The 17154-nt window shown below is 68.6% G+C and carries 19 protein-coding genes and 1 tRNA gene; 7 read left to right on the top strand and 13 right to left on the bottom strand.

Features of this window, described 5'->3' with window-relative positions:
• Nucleotides 1-30: 30 nt before the first annotated feature.
• The 6 genes from ACFQH9_RS02255 to ACFQH9_RS02230 all read right to left on the bottom strand — a co-directional run bounded on the left by ACFQH9_RS02255 (nucleotide 31) and on the right by ACFQH9_RS02230 (nucleotide 6793).
• Nucleotides 31-753: an ABC transporter ATP-binding protein gene (locus tag ACFQH9_RS02255; RefSeq protein ID WP_379563624.1), complete on the bottom strand. Its 723-nt coding sequence runs from the start codon at nucleotides 751-753 to the stop codon at nucleotides 31-33.
• Nucleotides 753-1760, bottom strand: coding sequence for an ABC transporter ATP-binding protein (locus ACFQH9_RS02250; protein ID WP_379563622.1), 1008 nt, complete (start codon nucleotides 1758-1760; stop codon nucleotides 753-755). Before ACFQH9_RS02250 ends, ACFQH9_RS02255 begins: the two co-directional genes overlap by 1 nt.
• Nucleotides 1757-3532 (bottom strand): branched-chain amino acid ABC transporter permease, encoded by a 1776-nt coding sequence (locus ACFQH9_RS02245; protein ID WP_379563620.1) that lies wholly within the window; start codon nucleotides 3530-3532, stop codon nucleotides 1757-1759. The genes ACFQH9_RS02250 and ACFQH9_RS02245 overlap by 4 nt, the downstream gene beginning before the upstream one ends.
• Nucleotides 3529-4455, bottom strand: a complete 927-nt coding sequence (locus ACFQH9_RS02240; protein ID WP_379563618.1) for a branched-chain amino acid ABC transporter permease — start codon at nucleotides 4453-4455, stop codon at nucleotides 3529-3531. The genes ACFQH9_RS02245 and ACFQH9_RS02240 overlap by 4 nt, the downstream gene beginning before the upstream one ends.
• Before the next feature lie 100 nt (nucleotides 4456-4555).
• Nucleotides 4556-5788 carry a branched-chain amino acid ABC transporter substrate-binding protein gene (locus ACFQH9_RS02235; protein ID WP_379563616.1) on the bottom strand — a complete coding sequence of 411 codons (1233 nt, stop codon included), beginning with the start codon at nucleotides 5786-5788 and terminating at the stop codon, nucleotides 4556-4558.
• A 375-nt stretch (nucleotides 5789-6163) separates the two neighbouring features.
• Complete coding sequence (locus ACFQH9_RS02230; protein ID WP_379563614.1) at nucleotides 6164-6793, bottom strand: ANTAR domain-containing response regulator; 630 nt, start codon at nucleotides 6791-6793, stop codon at nucleotides 6164-6166.
• A 129-nt stretch (nucleotides 6794-6922) separates the two neighbouring features.
• On the opposite strand from ACFQH9_RS02230, the gene ACFQH9_RS02225 reads away from it, so the two are divergent.
• The 4 genes from ACFQH9_RS02225 to ACFQH9_RS02210 all read left to right on the top strand — a co-directional run bounded on the left by ACFQH9_RS02225 (nucleotide 6923) and on the right by ACFQH9_RS02210 (nucleotide 8826).
• Nucleotides 6923-6996 (top strand) — tRNA-Leu (locus ACFQH9_RS02225).
• 327 nt (nucleotides 6997-7323) lie between these two features.
• Nucleotides 7324-7566 carry a hypothetical protein gene (locus tag ACFQH9_RS02220; RefSeq protein ID WP_379563612.1) on the top strand — a complete coding sequence of 81 codons (243 nt, stop codon included), beginning with the start codon at nucleotides 7324-7326 and terminating at the stop codon, nucleotides 7564-7566.
• A 168-nt stretch (nucleotides 7567-7734) separates the two neighbouring features.
• A complete protein-coding gene (locus ACFQH9_RS02215) occupies nucleotides 7735-7932 on the top strand; it encodes a hypothetical protein (protein WP_379563610.1) in 198 nt (65 codons plus the stop codon).
• Nucleotides 7933-8034: 102 nt separating this feature from the next.
• Nucleotides 8035-8826: a phage holin family protein gene (locus tag ACFQH9_RS02210; RefSeq protein ID WP_379563608.1), complete on the top strand. Its 792-nt coding sequence runs from the start codon at nucleotides 8035-8037 to the stop codon at nucleotides 8824-8826.
• Nucleotides 8827-8911: 85 nt separating this feature from the next.
• Here ACFQH9_RS02210 and ACFQH9_RS02205 read toward each other — a convergent pair whose 3' ends face one another.
• The 3 genes from ACFQH9_RS02205 to ACFQH9_RS02195 all read right to left on the bottom strand — a co-directional run bounded on the left by ACFQH9_RS02205 (nucleotide 8912) and on the right by ACFQH9_RS02195 (nucleotide 10699).
• The gene (locus ACFQH9_RS02205) at nucleotides 8912-10195 is read right to left on the bottom strand and encodes a tyrosine-type recombinase/integrase (protein ID WP_379563606.1); all 1284 of its coding nucleotides are present in this window, start codon (nucleotides 10193-10195) and stop codon (nucleotides 8912-8914) included.
• On the bottom strand, nucleotides 10195-10389 hold the full coding sequence (locus tag ACFQH9_RS02200) for a hypothetical protein (protein WP_379563604.1): 195 nt from the start codon (nucleotides 10387-10389) through the stop codon (nucleotides 10195-10197). Before ACFQH9_RS02200 ends, ACFQH9_RS02205 begins: the two co-directional genes overlap by 1 nt.
• Before the next feature lie 154 nt (nucleotides 10390-10543).
• Nucleotides 10544-10699 (bottom strand): hypothetical protein, encoded by a 156-nt coding sequence (locus ACFQH9_RS02195; protein WP_379563602.1) that lies wholly within the window; start codon nucleotides 10697-10699, stop codon nucleotides 10544-10546.
• 131 nt (nucleotides 10700-10830) lie between these two features.
• On the opposite strand from ACFQH9_RS02195, the gene ACFQH9_RS02190 reads away from it, so the two are divergent.
• The 3 genes from ACFQH9_RS02190 to ACFQH9_RS02180 all read left to right on the top strand — a co-directional run bounded on the left by ACFQH9_RS02190 (nucleotide 10831) and on the right by ACFQH9_RS02180 (nucleotide 12368).
• Complete coding sequence (locus ACFQH9_RS02190; RefSeq protein WP_379563600.1) at nucleotides 10831-11094, top strand: helix-turn-helix domain-containing protein; 264 nt, start codon at nucleotides 10831-10833, stop codon at nucleotides 11092-11094.
• Nucleotides 11095-11187: 93 nt separating this feature from the next.
• Nucleotides 11188-11370 (top strand): hypothetical protein, encoded by a 183-nt coding sequence (locus ACFQH9_RS02185; protein ID WP_379563598.1) that lies wholly within the window; start codon nucleotides 11188-11190, stop codon nucleotides 11368-11370.
• A complete protein-coding gene (locus ACFQH9_RS02180) occupies nucleotides 11367-12368 on the top strand; it encodes a glycosyltransferase (RefSeq protein WP_379563596.1) in 1002 nt (333 codons plus the stop codon). The genes ACFQH9_RS02185 and ACFQH9_RS02180 overlap by 4 nt, the downstream gene beginning before the upstream one ends.
• A gap of 7 nt (nucleotides 12369-12375) precedes the next feature.
• On the opposite strand, the gene ACFQH9_RS02175 is transcribed toward ACFQH9_RS02180, so the two are convergent.
• Genes ACFQH9_RS02175 through ACFQH9_RS02160 form a run of 4 tightly spaced genes read right to left on the bottom strand, consistent with a single transcriptional unit; the run spans nucleotide 12376 to nucleotide 17154 of the window.
• Nucleotides 12376-14034 (bottom strand): hypothetical protein, encoded by a 1659-nt coding sequence (locus ACFQH9_RS02175; RefSeq protein ID WP_379563594.1) that lies wholly within the window; start codon nucleotides 14032-14034, stop codon nucleotides 12376-12378.
• Entirely contained in the window at nucleotides 14034-15101 is a 1068-nt protein-coding gene (locus tag ACFQH9_RS02170; protein ID WP_379563592.1) for a hypothetical protein, read from the bottom strand. Before ACFQH9_RS02170 ends, ACFQH9_RS02175 begins: the two co-directional genes overlap by 1 nt.
• Nucleotides 15101-16249 carry a hypothetical protein gene (locus ACFQH9_RS02165; protein ID WP_379563590.1) on the bottom strand — a complete coding sequence of 383 codons (1149 nt, stop codon included), beginning with the start codon at nucleotides 16247-16249 and terminating at the stop codon, nucleotides 15101-15103. Before ACFQH9_RS02165 ends, ACFQH9_RS02170 begins: the two co-directional genes overlap by 1 nt.
• 11 nt (nucleotides 16250-16260) lie before the next feature.
• Nucleotides 16261-17154: a phage tail family protein gene (locus ACFQH9_RS02160; RefSeq protein ID WP_379563588.1), complete on the bottom strand. Its 894-nt coding sequence runs from the start codon at nucleotides 17152-17154 to the stop codon at nucleotides 16261-16263.

Raw genomic sequence — 17154 nt, 5'->3', positions numbered from 1 at the left:
TGAGCGAGAGCGCCGTTCGGCGGAAGGCGCTCAGGTGCCGACGTTCTCGCCGAGGTAGGCCTCCTGCACCCGCGGGTCGGCGAGGAGCTCGGCCCCCGTGCCGGACAGCGTGGTGCGCCCCAGGTCGATCACGTAGGCCCTGTCCGACAACGCGAGCGCGGCCAGCGCGTTCTGCTCGACCAGGAGCACGGTGGTGCCCTCGTCGCGCAGCTCCCGGACGGTGTCGAAGATCCGCTGGGTCATGATCGGCGAGAGCCCCATGGACGGCTCGTCGAGCATGAGCAGCTTGGGGCGGGACATCAGCGCCCGGCCGATCGCCAGCATCTGCTGCTCACCGCCGGAGAACAGCCCGGCCTTGTTGGTGCGCCGCTCCCCCAGCACCGGGAACAGGTCGTACACGCGCTGCATGTCCTGCGCGATGCCGGCCTCGTCCTTACGGGTGTAGGCGCCGAGGCGCAGGTTCTCCTCGACCGTCATGCGGGCGAAGAGCCGCCGGCCCTCGGGGCTGTGCGCCACGCCCCGGGACAGGATCTCGTGCGCCGGCATCCTCTGGATGGGCGTGCCGTCGAACTCGATCGTCCCGGAGACGGGCCGGAGCAGCCCGGACAGGGTGCGCAGCGTGGTGGTCTTGCCGGCGCCGTTCGAACCGATCAGGGACACGATCTGGCCCTGCTCGACGTCGAACGTCACGCCGCGGACGGCCTGGATGGCGCCGTAGGCGACCACCAGGTCGCGGACGGACAGGAACGCCATTACTCGGACTTCCCCTCTGCCGTTCCCGGTCCGGTGGCCGGTGTCGTGCCCGCCGTGCCCGCCCCGTTCGTGGGGGCGCCGGTGGCCAGCTGTGCCTCGACCTCCTCGGGCGGCGCGCCCAGGTAGGCCTCCACGACCCGCGGGTCGCCGCGCACCTCGTCCGGCGAGCCCTCGACCAGCAGCTCGCCCTGCACCAGCACCAGCACCCGGTCGCACAGCGTGAAGATGAACTTGGTGTCGTGCTCGATCACCACCACCGACACGCCCAGGTCGCGGATCGCGAAGATCAGCTGGCGGGTCGCCTCGGTCTCCTGCGCGTTCATGCCCGCGGTGGGCTCGTCGAGCAGCAGCACCGACGGGTCCGTCGCGAGCGCGCGGGCGATCTCGAGCCGGCGCTGGTCGCCGTAGGGCAGGTTGCGGGCCAGCTCGTCGGCGAAGCGGGTCAGCCCGACGAACGCGAGCAGCTTCTCCGCCCGCTCGGCCGCCTCCGCCTCGCTGCGCCGGAACCGCGGCCCGTGCAGCAGCGACGAGACCGGCCCCTGCTTCATCCGCACGTGCCGGCCCACCAGGACGTTCTCCGTGGCCGTCATGGACGGGAAGAGCCGGATGTTCTGGAACGTCCGGGCCACGCCCGCCTCGGTGACCCGCGCCGGGTCCTGCGGCATCGGCTTGCCGCGCAAGGTGACCTGGCCCGACGTCGGCGTGTAGAGCCCGGTGAGGCAGTTGAAGAAGGTCGTCTTCCCGGCCCCGTTGGGCCCGATCAGCCCGATGATCTCGCCCTCGTGCAGCGCGAGGTTCACGTCGCTCAGGGCCCGCAGGCCGCCGAACTGCATCGTCACCCCGGAGGTCACCAGGATCGGCTCCCGGGTGCCGGTGGCGATGTGCATGTCCTCCGCGAGCTCGGCGGTGACCTCCTCGGGAGGGGCCTCCGCCTCCACGGGGGGCTCGGGCGCCACGGTGCCGTCGGGGCCGCCGGTGCCGTCGGCGGCCTGGGGGTTCTCGCTCACGGCTCCACCCTCGTCGGCAGGGGCCCGGGGCCCTCCTTGGCGACGTCCTCGACGTCGGGGTCGGTCAGCTCCGCCTTGCGGTGCCGGTCCGGCACGATGCCCTGCGGCCGGAACCGCATGATGAGCACCAGCGCCAGGCCGAACAGCAGCAGCCGGTACTCGGAGAACTCGCGCAGCTTCTCCGGCAGCACGAACAGGATCGAGGCGCCGAGCACGGCGCCGGGGATCGTGCCCATGCCGCCGAGGATGACCGCGGCGAGCAGCGTGACCGACTCCAGGAACCGGAAGGAGTCGTAGGCGACGACGGCCGTCTTGTGCGCGAAGAACGCACCGGCCAGGCCGGCGAGCATCGCGCCGATGAGGAACGCCAGGATCTTGATCGGGCCGGTCCGGATGCCCATGGCGCGGGCCGCGTCCTCGTCCTCGCGGATCGCGATCCACGCCCGGCCGAGCCGGGAGTTCTTGAGGTGCGCGAACACCAGCATGACGGCCGCGACCAGCAGCACGATCAGGACGTAGTACAGGACGCCGGACGGCAGCCGCACGCTCCCGATCGTGATCGAGTCGGAGAACTGGAAGTCCCCGACCGCGACGGCCGGGATGTTCGGGATGGCGTTGGCGCCGCCGGTCAGCCCGCCGATGTTGTTCTGCGCGCTGCGCACGAAGATCTCACCGAAGGCCAGCGTGACGATCGCCAGGTAGTCGCCGCGCACCCGCAGGGTCGGCGAACCGACGATCGCGCCGAACAGCCCCGCCACCACGGCCGAGATGACCATGACCAGCAGGAACGGCAGGTGGATGCCGATCTGCGAGGCGGCCGCCCCGGACAGGTTCGCCGCCACGAAGGCGCCGATGCCCAGGAACGCGACGTACCCGAGGTCCAGCAGGCCGGCGAGGCCGACCACGATGTTGAGCCCGATCGCGGTGGCCGCGTAGACGCCGATGTTCGACGCCACCGTCATCCAGTACTCGGTGCCGGCGCTGGTCAGCGGCAGCAGCAGGGCCACGATCAGCAGCACGATCACGCTGAACGTCCGGTGCCGCTCCGACACCGCGGAGACCCAGGTGAGCAGGCCGGAGGCGTTGAGGGCGGCGATCGCGCCGCCCAGGGCGGCCAGCAGGGACAGGAACACGACGCCGGCGTAGGGGTTCACGACCCCGCCCTGGCCGCCGCTCGTGAGCACCGCCGCGACGACCAGCAGCACGATCACGAACAGGACGACGAGCAGGATCCACTCCACCCACCAGGGCAGCCGCCAGGTCCACACCGGCTTCGGCTCGAGCCCGCCGGCCCGCGCGCCGAGCACCGTGACCAGGCCGCCCACCAGGGCGACGATCGCGCCGAACGCGACCGTGCCCTCGGAGGCGGTGATCGCGCCGAGCCCGCCGCCCTCGACGGTGATCCACAGGCCGTTGATCAGGGCGACGACGGTGGCGCCCCACCCCAGTCCGCGGACGATGCGGTGCCGCGCCGGGATCCGGAGCAGCGCCACGACGACGGCGGCGAGGCCCAGGACCACGAGGTCGAGCCGGAACCCGGTGACGCCGAACGGGTCGACGAAGAAGTTGAGGGTCGCCTTCTCCGGGTAGGGCCCCTCGTTGAGCACGAAGGTGACCCACGGCAGGTACGCGCCGACGATCGTCAGCACCCCGCCCACGATCATGAGGGCCTTCGAGCGGGGGGCCGCGGCGTTGAGCAGGCCGGCGAGCCGGCCGGTGTGCCGCGGCGCCGCGGCGGCGGCCGGCGGGACGGGGGTCGCGGTGGTGGTCATGCGCGCACCCGCTCGGACTCGCCGAAGAAGCCCTGGGGCCGGAACACCAGGACGGCGATCAGCACCACGAAGATCCAGACGTAGTCGTAGGCCGTGCCACCGGGAAGGTACTGCCCGGCCAGGGCCTTGACCAGCCCGATCACCAGCCCGCCGACCACCGCGCCGCGGATGTTGCCGATCCCGCCGAGCACCGCCGCGGTGAAGGCGAAGATGCCGTTCTGGAAGCCCATGTCGATGTTGATGTTGTTCAGGTAGCTGCCGTACAGCACGCCCGCCACCCCGGCGAGGGCGCCGCCGATGGCGAAGGTCAGCACGATGACCCGGTCGGGGTCGATGCCCATCAGCCGTGCCACGTCCCGGTCCTGGGAGGTGGCGCGCATGGCCCGGCCCAGCCGGGTCCGCTCGATGAACCGCTCGAGGCCGAAGGCCAGCACCAGCGACATGACGATCAGCAGGATGCCGACGTACCGGATCGGCACGCCGTCCCCGATCGGGATCACCAGGGTGCCCTCGATGAACAGGTTCGGGAACGGGAGGGCCGCCGTGGCCCCCGGGTAGAACACGCGCATCGCCTCCTGCAGCGCGACCGACACGCCGAGGGCGGTGATCAGCGGGGCGAGGCGTGGTGCGTTGCGCAGCGGCCGGTAGGCGAAGCGCTCCATGGCCACGGCGATGAGCATCGCGACGAGCGCGCCGGCCACCAGGGCGATGGGCAGCGCGAAGTACCAGGTCGTGGCGATGGCGGTGGGCAGGACGTAGGTCAGGGTGGCCAGGCCGCCGTAGGCGCCGACCATGAAGATCTCACCGTGCGCGAAGTTGATCAGCTGGATGATCCCGTAGACCATCGTGTAGCCCAGCGCGATCAGCGCGATCAGCGAACCGAGCACCAGCCCGTTCGCGACTTGGGAAAGGAACGTGGACAACCGAGGGGTCTCCTCCACCGCGTGCAGGAGCGGGGACGGGTGGTGTCCCGTCCCCGCTCACGTGCTTCCTCGTCGCGTGTCCCCGGGTCGGGGATGCGCGTCAGCCGGCCGGGTAGGTGCCCGTCTCCAGCGGCTGGAACTCGCCACCCTGGACCGAGTACACGGTCAGCACCTTGTTGGTGGTGTCGCCGAACTGGTCGAAGGAGATGGCACCCGTCGCACCCTGCAGGTTGGTGGCCTGGACCGCCTGGATGAGGCCGTCCCGGGTGGCGTCGGAGAAGGTGCCGTTGCCGACCGCCTTCGCCAGGCCCTGGATGAGGACGTTGGCCGCGTCGTAGGTCAGCGCGCCGTAGGCGCTGAACGGCTCGGAGTAGCCGGCCTGCTGGTAGGCGTCGATGAAGGCCTTCGCGCTGGGCAGCTGCTCCGGCGGGGCGCCGACGTTGGTGGCCAGGTCGCCCTGGCGACCCCCGAGCGAGACGTAGGTCTTGTCGACGATGCCGTCGCCGCCCATCAGCGGGATGTTGAGGCCGGCGTCCGCGAGCTGCTTCGACAGCGGGCCGGCGACCGGGTACTCACCGCCGTAGTAGACCGCGTCCGGGTTCGACGGGCGGATCTTCGCGATCACGCCGGAGAAGTCGGTGTCCTTCTCGCCGACCTTCTCGCGCGCGACGACGTTGGCGCCCAGCTTCTGCGCCTCGGCCGCGAACTGGGCCGCCAGGCCCGCGCCGTACGTCTTGCCGTCGTCGATGACCGCGATGTTCTTCTTGCCGGCCTTCTGGACCAGGTACTGGGCGGCGAAGGGGCCCTGGATGGCGTCCGTGGTGGCGGTGCGGAAGTACGTCGGGAACGGGCGCGCCGGGGCGGTCTGCCAGTTGTCGCCCTGGGTCAGCGCCGGGTTGGTGTTGGCCGGCGAGATCTCGACGATCTTCTTGTTCGCCAGGACCGGCGCCGCCGACTGGGCGGTGGAGGAGTTCAGGGTCCCGATCACGCCGACGACGTTCGGGTCCGAGGCCAGCTTGGTGGCGGCCTGGCCGGCCACCTGGGCGGTCGCCTGGTCGTCCTCGGCCTGCAGCGCGAGCCGGTAGCCGGGCACGGTGCAGTTCTGGTTGGCCTGGTTCACCGCGAGGTCGGTGGAGTTCTTCATGCCGAGGCCCAGGGCCGAGAGGCCGCCGGAGAGCGGCGCGACGAAGCCGACGACGAGGGTGCCCTTGCTGGTGTCGCAGGACCCTCCGCCCCCGCCGGTCGCCTCTTCCCGGTTGGTGCTGCACGCGGTGAGCGCGAGGGCGCCCGCGAGCAGGGCGGCGGTCGCAGCGACCTTCCGCGTCCGACTCATGTTCTGTCCTTCCGTGCCAACCACGTCGTAGGCGGTCCCCCGAGCCCCCGCCAGGCCCCCGGACAGACGCCGGAAGCGCCGCGGACGTTAGGTCACCGGGAGGGGCGGCGTCATCCCGAGCGGCGGCAGCTTTACCAGACCGCAATCGGATTTCGCGCAGCGTCACGATCCACTCACCCGCGGTGGTGAGTTATCAGATCGTTATCAACTGGCAAGGCGCTGACCAGCGCAGACGCCATTAGCACGTGGCGAAGCTCGCACTTCCGCCGGGGTCATTACCGCAGAGTAACGATACGTATGGGCCGGAGAACGCGACGAGGCCGGCCCGGCTCGGCCGGGACGGCCTCGTGGGGTGGCTCGCTCGGCGAGCTCCGCTCAGCCCTTCGCGGGAGCCAACCCCTCGATGACGGCCTCGGCGACCGCCTTCATGGTGGTGCGGCGGTCCATCGCGGTGCGCTGGATCCACCGGAAGGCCTCGGGCTCGGTCATGTTCTGCTTGGCCATCAGCAGACCCTTGGCGCGGTCGACGACCTTGCGGGTCTCGAAGCGGTCGTGCAGCGTGGCGACCTCGTCCTCGAGGGCGCGCTTCTCGGCGAAGCGCGACACGGCGAGCTCGATCGCGGGCACCAGCTCGTGCCGGGCGAACGGCTTGACCAGGTAGGCCATGGCGCCGGCGTCGCGCGCCCGCTCGATGAGGTCGCGCTGGCTGAAGGCGGTCAGCATGACGACCGGCGCGATCTTCTCCTCGACGATCGTCGCGGCCGCCTCGATGCCGTCCTTCTTCGGCATCTTGACGTCCATGATCACGAGGTCGGGCTTGAGGTCGCGGGCCATCTCGATGGCGGCCTCGCCGTCGGGGGCCTCGCCCGCGATCTGGTATCCCTCTTCCCCGAGCATCTCGGTCAGGTCGAGGCGGATCAGCGCCTCGTCCTCCACCACGAGGACCCGCCAGCCGACGGCGGGTCCGTCGTCGGTCGGCTTGTCCTCGGACACTGGCTGGCTCACGGGTGGGTTCTCCTTAGGCATGCGGGTCGAACGCAAGGCCCCAGGGTAGCGGCGATAGGGTTGCGCCCAGGTTGCCCTGCCCGTGTGATCCCGTGCGACGCGAGCGAGAACACAGTCGGGGACCGGCCGGCCCCCGTAGCCCAATCGGCAGAGGCAGCGGACTCAAAATCCGCCCAGTGTGAGTTCGAGTCTCACCGGGGGCACCCCTTCTACCTGCGGACGTCGTCCGTGCGCAGGTCTGCGCTCCACTCCATCCCCTCCGGAGCCCCTCCGCGTACGCGCCCGAACCCCTCGACCCCCTCCGTCCGCAGGGTGACGCGGCAGTCACGGCGTGTCACCGCCGCGTCCTCCCGGGCTTGGGCACACTCTCCTGCTATGATCGTCACAACCCAAACGGGTGCATGCCTCTTGCCCAGGGGAGGCGTGGCCGGCCAACGGCGGCAGGTCAATTGCACTCGGGGGTCAGGAAGAGGTCCGGGGAAGGCCTCCTCCGACGTGACTACACCTGCGTCGTAGGAGAAGACTGCCCCGTGCCGGACCTCTGGTACCTCGCGTTCCTGCTCGCCTACCCCGTGTACGTCCTGCTGATGGCGGGCGTCCTCCGCCTCTGCGGGGTTCCGAAGGCCGACGTCGCGGCCTGGGCCCTCAAGCACGCCGACCGCCAGCGCGTCACCGAGCTGCTGCGCGTCGCCAGGGGCCTGCCGTCCGCCACGCTCCCCGAGGCTCCGCCCGCCGAACTGCCGTCGGCGGAGAAGGCCGCCTCGACCGAGTGACCCACGCTCTTCGCCGCGTCAAGGTCGATCACCTGTTACAGTGATCGGGACGACGAACACCACTACCAGGTCCGGCGAAAGAGAAAGGGCTCGGCTGTGCCGTGGTCGTCGTATGTCTCGTGGAGCCCTCTGGCGCTCCTGGCGGGCTATCCCCTCTACCTCGGCTTGATGGCGCTGGTCATGCGCCTCGCCGGGGTGTCCAAGACCGAGGTCGCGAAGTTCCTCGTGGCCCAGGCCGGGTCGAAGCGCCTCGTCGAGATCATCAAGGCCGTGCGCAGCGCCTCCCCCACTCCCCCGGCCGAGCTCCCCGCCGTTGCGACCGAGCCGACCACGACCGAGTCGACCTCCAACAGCAGCGCGCCCTGACCAGGGACTATCACCCTGTGTTACTATCTTCGTGACATAACGTAGTAACGTTCTCGGCGTCGGTCACGGATAGTGACCGCGCGGACCGCCGAGGAGAGCCCGATGTCGCAGTACCCCTACCCGCCGCAGCAGCCCCACCACTACACCGGCCCGACGCACGCCGCCCGCGAGCCGCGCAACGGCCTCGGGCTGGCCGCCCTGATCATCGCCCTGGTCGGGTGCCTCTTCGGCATCGTGCCGTTGACCGGCTTCGTCGCGGTCATCTGCGGCATCGTCGCCCTCGCGCTGGGTCTGGCCGGCTGGGGCCGGGTCCGCAAGGGCCTCGCCACCAATAGCAAGACCACGAACTTTGGGCTGTTCTTCTCGATCGCCGCGCTCGCCCTCGGCATCTGGGGCATCACCATCGTCTTCAGCGCCACCGACAAGCTGGTGAACGACCTCAACAACATCCCCGCTGCGCCGAGCCTGTCGACCCCGGCCGTCCCGGCGAGCGACAGCAGCGTCAGCTCGAACGTCGGCACGTGGGGTCAGGCCTTCCGCTACGGGGACGGCCTCACGGTCACCGTCTCGGAGCCCGTCGCCTACAAGCCCAGCCGGTACGCCGTCACCACGACCGGCCGCGCCGTCAAGGTCGACATCACCGTGACCAACGAGTCCTCCCAGCCCTTCGACTCCGCCATCGTGCAGATCACCGGCTCGCACGGCGGGTTCTCCGCGCCGCAGATCTTCGACTCGGCCAAGGGCCTCGTGGGCGCCCCGTCGGGCACCGTCCTGCCGGGCAAGTCCATCACCTTCCCCGTCGGGCTCGAGGTCGGAGATGAGGTCGGCGACTTCCAGGTCGAGGTGACGCCCGACTTCATGCACGACTCCGCGGTCTTCACCGGCCGCGCGTGACCAGCGGACGCCGCCTGGAGGGGTGATGGCGTCCCGCACAGAGAAGAGCCCCGCCCGGCTGATCGCTGGGCGGGGCTCTCGTCGTCTACGCGGTCCGCGGTCGGAACTGCACCACGTTGCTGTTGCCGATCGGAGGAGGCGGGAGCTGATGCGCCTTGCCCGTGCCCGGCTGCGGGATGACGTGGGCGTAGACCTTGAGCAGCATGATCGCGTCGGTGTGGCCCAGCCACCGGCTGACCTGCAGGTAGTGGTCCGGAGGCCCGGCCCGCAGCTGCATCGTCGCGAACGTGTGTCTGAGGTCGTGCAACCTCACCGGCGGGACGCCCGCCCGGCGGCACGCAGGCTTGAAGATCGTCTCGTGGAAGGCGCCCGGCTCCACGGGCTGTGTCCAGTCCAAATTCCGGCTGAGATCGACCCGGCTCCCCTGCCGCTGACGGATGCCGCCGACCTTCCTGTTGGGGAAGAGCGGCGCGTCCGGGTCGCTGCCGTTGGGGTGCGTATCGGTCAGGTAGCTCGCCATCATCTCCGCGAGCCACGAGTCGAGCGGCACCGTCCGGCGCGAGGTGCGGGACTTCGGGGTGCCGACGTGCCACACGCCCTTCTTCTTCCAGCGCGTGCGGCGGACTCGGACCGAGCCTTGCCCGCCGTGGAGTGTCAGGTCCCCGACGTCGAGGCCGGCCAGCTCGGCGGCCCGCAGTCCGGTGTAGGCCAAGAACAACACCGTCACCGCATACACCGGGTACTGCCGGCCGACCTCCTCCGCCACGGCCGCGACCTGCTCGGCGGTCAGGGCCGTGCCCTCGAAGTGCTCCAGGTTGATCGTGCCGACACCGTCGACCTTGTCCGCCGGGTTGGCGGTGAGGATGTCGTGCCGGACGGCGTACTTGAGCACGCGGTTGAAGGCGGCCCAGGCGTGCCGGTAGGTCCCGGCCGCGAGACCCCGCGCGGCGAGCTCGCCCGCCCACGTCTCGGCCCGCTGCCCGGTGATCGCGCCTACCGGTACCCCTCCCCACACCGGCAGGACGTACCGGCGCAGAACGGCCCCGTAGTCGTCGAGGGTGCGCTGCTTGAGCTTGCCGTGCTTGACCCTGGGCGCCATCGAGTCGAGCCAGGCCTGTGCGACCTCGCCGAAGGGTGCCTCTGCCACGGAGGCGTCTCGCACGGTGCCGCTGAGCGACCGCTCGGACTCCACCTCGGCCTTGCGCGCGAGCGCCTCCTTCCTGGTGTGGAAAGTCTCCTGCCGGAACCTCTTCCCGCCGGAGGTGTCGTAGGCGCGCTCGGTCCAGCGCACCTCGTAGTGGGTGATGCGGCCTTCCCGGGGCAGGCAGCGCGAGCAGCTTCGCGGGAAGACCTTCTGCACGTGCGCCATCAGCCGCGCCGCCGAGGGAAGACGGCACCCGCCAGGCACCGGCGGGAGTGCCCCGACGTGAAGTTGATGCGGAAGAGGTCGGTCTCCAGGAGCACCACCTCCTCCACCATCAGCCAGCGCGGCCCGGACAGGGTGCGGATCCAGACCCGGTCCCCTCGACGCAGGTCGGCGAGGCGGGCGATTTCGTGCTGCATGGTGCTCCTCCGGATGACCACAGTGGACGGTTCCGGAGCCGAACCGTACGCCAAGTGGATCTTGAAACGCGCCGCGCAAATGGGCGTCGATGCAGGTCAGAACGGGTGCAGGCCCGGCCGCCCAGGGAGCCGACGACCGGGCCTGCGTGCCTACCTACGGGAGGAAGGCGTCAATGTGGTCCAGGCTGTCGTAGCGCAGCCAGCCGATCGGCCCGGTGCGGACCTCGTAGCCCTCCGCCCGGCGGAGCTCCAGCCCCATGTCCTGCAGCTCCTCGCGCAGACGCTCGAACCGCTCGTGCTCGCTCTCCATTGCTATTCCTTCCGTTTTGCGGGCGGTCCAATAATACAAAGGAGCCTTCCTGTCAAGCGTCATTGTTGAAGTTGCTCCGAGCGGGTGAAACGGGTAGTAGGCTATAGGTAACGAACGGGCAGGAGAGCGCCATGGGATACAACAAGTCAGTCGCCAAGGATTCGGCGCTCACGGCCGAACTGAAGAAGGCGGGATACAACCTCAAGGCTGCCGCACAGGAGATGGGCGTCGGCTATCAGCATCTCGTGAATGTCGCCCGAGGGCGGACGCACGCCAGCCAGCCTGTCATTGATGGATTCGAGCGCCTCACCGGAAAGCCGATCTCGGAATTCGTCTCCGGCTGGGTCCTGGTCGCGCCGTTCCGGCACCATCCCGGAAGCCAAACAAAGCCGTAGTAACAGCTCATGAATGGCGATTACTACCGAGCCCGAGCGGGTACGTAGTAGCGTATGAAGCGTCCGGGAGAACGCCTCACAGGGAGCCATTCAATGAGCACGAACGAGCTGATTGAGAACTTCGACCACTCCGCCCCGCTTCAGAAGCAGATGGAGGAGTTGAAGCGGGTAACTCGCTCGTTCTACAACGACGCCATCCTGGCCGACCAAAAGGCGCAGCGCACTGAGCGCCCCGCCCACGCGAAGCCGGGGCTGCTCAAGCGCCTCTTCGCGTGAGGATCTTCGGCTGGGCGGCCGACAACGGTGGCTGCGGCTACTACCGGGTCAAGCTACCCCTCGACACGCTGCGCAGCCTCGGGCACGAGACCCTGACGGCCACCGTCATGCCCGACGAGTGGCAGGAGACAGCGGACGTGATCGTGGGCCAGAGGGTGTGCAACCCCGGCCCGACGAGCCGGTGGCAGAAGCTCGCGCGTGAGGGCTCCGCCAAGCTGGTGTTCGAGGTTGACGACGACCTGCTGAACGTTCACCACTCCAACCGAGCCGGCCACGCCTTCTTCAAGCAGCCGGAGATCCGTCAGAACCTCACGGACAACATCACCGTCGCTGATCTGGTGACGGTGACCAATGAGCACCTGGCCGAGCGGGTGTCGGCGTTCAACCCGAACGTCGCGATCCTGCCGAACTACATTCCGGCCGCCATGCTCGACCTCCCCACCCCGCCAGAGGCGGAACGGCTCACTGTCGGCTGGGCGGGTTCAGCGACTCACCGGATGGACTGGGAAGAGGCCGCGGAGCCCATCGCGAAGTTCATGGTGAAGGGCGCCGCCAAGCACCTCGACATGCACTTCATTGGCGACTTGCACGAACACTGGTTCGACTTCCGCCCCTGGGACAAGCTCGGCGGGAGAATCCGCCGGTCGCCTTGGGTGCAGCGCATCCCCGACTATCACGCTGCGCTGGACTTTCATATCGGCCTCGCGCCGCTCAAGCCGCACGTCTTCAATCTGAGCAAGAGCCCCATCAAGGCGCTGGAGTACGCAGCCCGGGGCATCCCTGTCATCGCCTCCGACTTCGGCCCGTACGCCGCGTTTGTGCAGGACGGCGAGACGGGCGTGCTGGTGCGCGAGCGTGCGGGCTGGGCTGCTGCGCTCTGGGAGCTGTCCCGGGCCGACGGTCCCCGCCGGCAGATGAGCAAGGCGGCCCAGGAGCTCGCCCGCGCCCACACCATTGAGGGCAACGCCTGGCGCTGGGAGCGGGCGCTCTCCGTCTAGGAGACGATCACGCCACCTTCGTCAGTTTCATCCAAGAGTCATATGAGAGGCCAGCAATGGTGCTGCCCGAGGAGCGCGAATACGCGATCGAAAAGGTGCCGGCCGTCCCAGCCGTTCTAAGGAGGCCATTGAAGGTGCCGCTTCCGTACGTTGGACCGAGTGACAACACCTTCACTGTTACCGTCCCGGATACGCTCTGGACGACTGTGTCAATGGGACCCGTAACATCTCCGAACGTACCGTTCGTCAAGTCCAGAGCTCGCACCGACCAACTAATGGAGGCGCCCGACGGACAGTTGACGAAGAATATCATGTTGCCGACACCATACAGCGACAGGAAGCCCTCGATGATGTAGACAGAGTTTGCAACCACATTGAACTGCAGATCGTTGTCTGTGACGACAAACCCGCTGTCGTCGTACTGCAAGGAATTCTTGTACTTGTAGGTAGATCCGCCGGGGAGATCTGCCCATTTGACTCCGCTGGCCTGAGACGAGTCGGCCGTCAGAACCTGGCCGTTCGTTCCGACCGCGACCCTGGCGGGAGTGTCATTCGCGGTGCCAACGAGAAGGTCACCCTTAGCGTCAACGAGGGACTTCGGGATCTGTGCATCATTGGTGACGTTGCCGAGGCCGACATCGCCCTTCGCGAGCGCCAGGTCAGTCTTGAGTTGAGCCGGGGTGCGGTTCGTCCAGGCGCCGGACTTGCGCTGGATGATGTCGTTGTTCGTCGGGACCAGCCCGCCGATAGCGGTCAGGTCCGAGTCGAGAGGTTGGTAGGCCGCGTCGCTCTGCGTCTTGGTGTAGTAGCGCGCGTCGCCACGGGTGTTGTTGAGGTACTGGGTGTGGTCGTCGTCGCCCAGCCCCGTCAGGGCGCCGTGATCCGTGACGCCTCCCCCGCCCGGCGTGGCGGAGATGGTGATGGTGTCTCCGGCGTCGTCGGGCGTGATGGTGACGTTCGAGCCGGCCACCAGGGTCGTGCCCATCACGTCCCGCACCTGCTCGTCGGTGTAGGCGGCGGGAGCATTGATGAGGTCGTCGTAGTCGCCGGAGGTCGCGACAGCCGCAAGGTCCGCCGAGTCGGCCTTCGCCGAGAGGAGCGAGTCCGTCTCGGTCTCGGTGTAGTAGCGACCGTCGTGGTTGTGATTGCCGACGGCGACTTGCGACGCCCCGGTACCCGTGGGCAGCTGAGCGAACGGCAGTGTTCCAGTGGTGATGTCGGAGGCCGACATGGTGTACGCGGCCCACGCTCCCGACACGCGGCGGAGGAGCTGGCCGTTCGTCGGCGTGAGCCCTGCGATGGTCGTCAGGTCGGAGTCGAGCGGCTGAGCGCCGATATCGTCCGGGCTGTCGGGGATCGTCGGGGTGCCGGTCAGGTCGGCATACGCGCCCGAGGTCGCGACGTCCGCAAGCCCCGCGAAGAAGCCGTCAATCTCGGTCTCGGTGTAGTACCGGGCGTCCCCTCGCGCCTGCGTCAGGTACTGCGGGTGGTCATCGTCCCCGAGGCCCGTGAGCGCCCCGTGGTCGGTGACGCCTCCGCCACCACCAAGGTCCGGGTGGGTGTGGGTGCCGAGGCGGGACAGCACCGTCGCCTTCAGGTCGGCGAGCTCTCGCTTGAGGTCGCGGATGGTCCGCCACGGGTCATCCATCCGCCGCACGTCGGCCATCAGACGAACTCCACTTCCATGGTCTGGTCGTTGCTGCGGTCCACGGAGACCGACAGCTTGGACACGCGGTACGCACCCGCCTGCAGGCCGAGACCAGCGTCGTAGGCGTAGGAGACGGTGTCGCCCGGACCGAAGTCGCCAGGCTCGCAGCCGATGCGCGACTTCACAGTCACGCCGGGCTGGAAGAACTGCTGGGCACGCGCCGCGAGGTAGGCGTCGCCGTGCTCCTCCAGCGTGGTCAGCACCGACACCTTGTCGAAGTTCTCCGACCCCCAGGTCCGCCCGTACGCCTCGCGCACGGCGACGTTCGCCCGGGCCACGTAGAGCGTCTGGCTCTCGCCGTCGTCGTACTCCGTGGTGCCGCTGAACAGCCCGTCCGACACGAGGTCGTCCGGGGCGACCGACAGAGCAACATCGGCGCTGTCGATGTTGCGCTCGTCCAGGAACACCGAGGCGGAGAGGTCCAGACCGCGCGTCGGATAGGCAAAGCGCAACTCTCGGGTGTCCGGGTCGACCCAGATGTCGAAGCCGTTCTCTACGGCGCCCAACTCCGCCAGGCGGGTTCCGATGTTGTGCAGCTCGGACGCCAGGTAGGTCCGGTCTCGCAGGACGCCAGAGGTGCCGATGCCCGAGGTGTCCAGGCCGTAGTCGCCGAACGGGAGGTCCTGCCAGTGGTCGACGAGCGCCTTGCCGATGAGGAACTGGTCGTCCTCGGAGAACACCAGGTCAGCAGTCACGCCCATTCGGAACGTGTAGCCGAGCAGGCCCGCCGCGCTGAGCTGCACCGCCTGGCCGGCCACGCTCGCGACCTGGATCTCACCGGCCCACGCCAGCCCGTCGTCCGCGTACACCCACAACTCGGACGGGAAGTTGCGCAGGTTGGACAGGCGCTCCTTGACGGCGTCGCTGAGCGACCGAATGGGACACCCTGCCGAGGCGGAGCCCGGCCGATTCAGCTCGTCGGTGTACTTGAGGGTGTCGAAGACGAGCCGGTCCACCTCCACCAGGTTCGGCGGACCGACCTCCTGCGGCACCCTGGCCGCCAGCACGCATTCGAACTCGGCCATTAGGAGACCCGGGTCAGTTTGACCCAAGAGCCCTTCTTGACCGTAACAGCGGCGGTGCCGAAGAGAAGCTCCCAGGCCGCCGACGCTGATTGCACGTCAATGAATCCTTTGATGAAAGCCCCGGTGTAGTTCGCAGCGTTGCCGCAGACAACGAGAAGTGCAGCCATCCGACCGGTTCCGGAGTCGAGGCTGCCCTCTCCAACTGCCCTATTGATGGTGCTACCAATCTCACCCTGCACAGAAATCGCATCGTTGAAGAGGGTCAGCTCCGAGGTCGCGTCCACATACATCAGTGCAGTGGTTAGACCTTCGCCCTTCCAAACGATGGCTGACTCAAGGATGTACTTGCCCTGGGCAATGGCGCCACTGAAAATCGCCGCGTCGTTGGTCCCGACATCATCGGCGCTCTTGTAGAGGACAATCGGATCCCAGCCTCCCCATTCCAGGCCCGACGACTGAGCGCTGTTCGTGCGGAGAACCTTTCCGTCCGTCCCCGCTGATAGGCGAGAGACTGCGTTGTCTGCAGTGCCGACGAGCAAATCGCCCTTCGCGTCCGCGAGCGACTTCGGGACGAGCTCGCCGGTCAGACTGCTCGCCAGGTTCGCTGCCGACCGCATGTCGGTGATGTCGGCGCTCTCGATGTCCGTCGCGTTGGCCGCCACAGCGATGCGCGCGAGCAACACCGAGGCCTTCCACGAGGAGTCTGGGCCGGGTGCCGCCCCGCCGACATCGCCCTTCCGGTAGCCGAGGCGCGGCAGGCCCCTCCCGGACGAGTCGTAGGGGTTGTCCTGCACTACGAGGTAGATCTCGTCGGTGCGGGCCTGCGAGGCATCAGCGGCGGAGATGGTTACCGTCTGGCTGGTGGCGTCGAGGCGGACGAGGTAGTTGCCTTGGCCCTGGTTGTCGCCAGAGACGATGTAGTAGTCGGCCTTGGCCGTCAGCGACCCGACGCGCACGCTCATCGCCGGGACCGACTGCGCCTGCACCTTGAAGGCGCTGGTCGGCTTGAGATAGCCCTCGGTGAAGACCTCCAGTGGGAAGCGAGCCTCCTCCGCCGACAGGTCACCGACGGCGCTGCCCGAGCTGTCAGTCCGGGCCCCGACCGCGTTCACGCTGAAGGTCGAGTCCGTGTAGGTGGTGGTGGGCATGGCGCTCCTCCCTATCCGAGCCAGGTGTCACGCCACTGCAAGTTGCAGACGACGTCGGTAGATGTGCCGGTCACCTCGAACCGCAAGGTGTTGGAGCCAGGCGCCAGGTAGAACGCCTGCCGAGGAAGCTCCCAGTCGCCGTAGCGCGACGAGCCATCGAGCGAGATGACGAGCCTGTTGGCGCCGGTGACGGCCGCCTCCATGTCCGCCGTGAGGATCTGGCCGGCGGTCACGGTGGCGCTGATGTCGAGCACCTGGCCCGTCGTGCTGTTGGTCAGCCTGACGCCAGTGCAGGTGCCGCTACCCGGCCCATAGAACCGCACGAGCGGATAGGCGTTGGCGTCGCCCGCGTTCTCGACGACGAGCTCCGTGCGCGTCCCGGCGTCCCAGTCGACGGTGTAGTCGAGTGCGAAGTCGACGGTCCCGCCGGTGGCTGCGTAGATCGGCACGTTGCCGGACTTTCGGGTGGCCGAGTAGATGCGCGGGTCAACGGCACGCAGCGCGACTGGCGGGGATCCGACCCGGTTGAACGCCCGGTACGACTCCGACCGGATCAGCTGCACCGGGCGGCACATGATCATGCGCTCCGGCTGGCCCGGCCGCTTGAAGTTCAATGGGTAGTCCGTGTCGCGCGAGGGGCGGAAGGTGCTGCGAACGCGAGCCCACAGCTCCTCGTACAGGGAGCCGTAGGTGTTGCCGTCAGGCTCGAAGATCGAGAGCTCGAACGAGAGTGAGCGCGGCGCCACGTAGTCCAGGCCCCGGAGCCCGCCGTCGCCTCGGGGCTGGTCGCTGTCGGCGGAGCGGACCTCGTACCCCTCGAAGCCCTCTGCGTTGTTGACCATGACGTCGCAGCCCTCGCCGAAGACGAGCCCCCGGTACGAGTACTGCAAGTCGCTGAGTGCCAT

The sequence above is a fragment of the Pseudonocardia lutea genome (assembly GCF_042658055.1).
Classification (GTDB): domain Bacteria; phylum Actinomycetota; class Actinomycetes; order Mycobacteriales; family Pseudonocardiaceae; genus Pseudonocardia; species Pseudonocardia lutea.
Note: the sequence above shows the minus strand (reverse complement) of the source record. Positions and strands in the feature narration are given on the sequence as shown.